The sequence below is a fragment of the Leisingera sp. F5 genome, assembly GCF_001593695.1.
This window is the reverse complement of sequence record NZ_LUKH01000808.1, coordinates 1-1,652: the sequence shown is the minus strand read 5'-3', so window position 1 is coordinate 1,652 and position 1,652 is coordinate 1. Positions and strand designations below refer to the sequence as shown.

The following is a 1,652-nucleotide window of genomic DNA, read 5'->3' as shown; positions in this document are numbered from 1 at the left end:
GAAATAGGCGATCTGCCCTTCGTCAACCTGCACCACGCCGGGGCCGCCGGGTCCGCGCCGGAAGCGCATCCGCTGCGCGCCGATGACAGCCGTCGCCAAACCGGTGGCCACAAAGGCCCAGCCGGTGATCGCGGTGAAACCAGCTTCGGAGAAGGCCCATTTCAGCCCCAGCAGGAACATCAGTACCGCAGCAAGGACCTCGCGCCATTGCCAAAGAGCGGCGCGGGCTTCGGGGCGGATGAAACTCATGTGTCTCGCCTCTAAAAAACGTTCGGCAGGCGAAGCTGCCTGCCCTGCCCCTCTTATTTGTGGCGCCGGGACAACGGATGCAATGGCCAGCAAGCTGATTGCAGACCGCTGTGTCATTCTAAGTGTCACTGACACCAGCAGTTCAGCCTTCCGTCGGCTCGGAATCCCCGCGCCGCCTTCCATGTTAACACGACACAGCTTCGAGGGTCTAAGGGAGGACAAAAATGGTTAGCGCTTTGCCAGCCTGAACTTCTAGAAGTTACTCATCCTGGCACATCCAGAATATGGCGCTTGAATGGCCTCAAACTCCATGAGCGTACAATCCAGCAGCAGCTCCAGACTTCCAGCAGTTTTGCGGAAAAGCTTGCCGCCTTCGCATTCGTACTGCTGCATCAACTCAGGAATTTTCCCGCGTTTCACTTCGATAGTTTGGGCGAGTTCTTCCCGCTCGCAACCGGTCAAACCAATTCCCCGCGGGCGGTATGCATGCGCCCAATTTTGGAATTGCCGGTTCAAGACCAGTCCACTTTCAAGCAAAATTTCATCACGATCATCGACAATATGCTTGAAAGTCACCACTCGCTTGTCGAGAAAGTATCCCCCTGTGCCGTACGCAGTCAGCTCAGGGAAAAACTCCAACGCTGTGAAATATGGAGGGCGGCTAACAGCAGAGAATAGATGCGGTGTGCCTTATTGCATTGCGCTGTAAATAAAATATTCGCCATCAGGCGATAACGCACAATCAAATCCGTACACTCTCGTTTTCACCCACTGCCCTGGCACAAACTTGTCGCCATTTGTATCCCAGAAAATCAACCGGTGCAGGCTGCTGCTTGCCCGGTAAAGGATTACGGCTGTAGAGTTCTCCGCAGCAAATAACAGGTGCAATTCGCGGTGCGGTTTGTCCATCACCAATCTCCCAGCACCTGTTGCCAGAGGGTCAGCGCCGCCACCGCCGCCGTGTCGGCCCGCAGGATGCGGGGCCCAAGGCTGACCACATGGGACTGCGGCAGCGCGTGCAGACGTTTACGCTCCGTGTCCGAGAAACCGCCCTCGGGGCCGATCAGAATGGCCCAGGGCGCGCCCTTTTGCGTCTCTGCCGCCAGTTGCAGCGCGTTGCCTGCCTCGGCCTCGTCGCAGAACATCAGCTGGCGCCCGGCGGGCCATTGGTCCAGCAGGCGCGAGAGCTTTTGCAGCTCCGCCACCTCCGGCACATAGGTGCCGCCGCATTGTTCCGCCGCCTCGACCGCATGGGCCTGCAGCCGGTCCTGACGGATGCGTTCGGAGTTGGTGAATTCGGTCTGCACCGGCAGGATACGGGCCGCGCCCATCTCGGCCGCCTTCTCGACAATAAAATCGGTGCGCGCTTTCTTGATCGGGGCAAACATCAGCCACAGGTCCGG

The 1,652-nt window shown here is 58.6% G+C and carries 3 protein-coding genes and 1 pseudogene; all 4 read right to left on the bottom strand.

Annotation, left to right across the window (positions count from 1 at the left end):
- Positions 1 to 249 (bottom strand): annotated as a pseudogene (locus A2I95_RS36235) (hypothetical protein); the annotation flags it as partial.
- 252 nt (positions 250 to 501) lie between these two features.
- Complete coding sequence (locus A2I95_RS36230) at positions 502 to 828, bottom strand: hypothetical protein (RefSeq protein ID WP_291737347.1); 327 nt, start codon at positions 826 to 828, stop codon at positions 502 to 504.
- A gap of 111 nt (positions 829 to 939) precedes the next feature.
- Positions 940 to 1,158: a hypothetical protein gene (locus tag A2I95_RS36225; RefSeq protein ID WP_291737346.1), complete on the bottom strand. Its 219-nt coding sequence runs from the start codon at positions 1,156 to 1,158 to the stop codon at positions 940 to 942.
- Positions 1,158 to 1,652, bottom strand: a 495-nt coding sequence (locus A2I95_RS36220; protein ID WP_291737345.1) for a 16S rRNA (uracil(1498)-N(3))-methyltransferase, incomplete at its 5' end; no start/stop codon positions are given. The genes A2I95_RS36225 and A2I95_RS36220, both read right to left, overlap by 1 nt.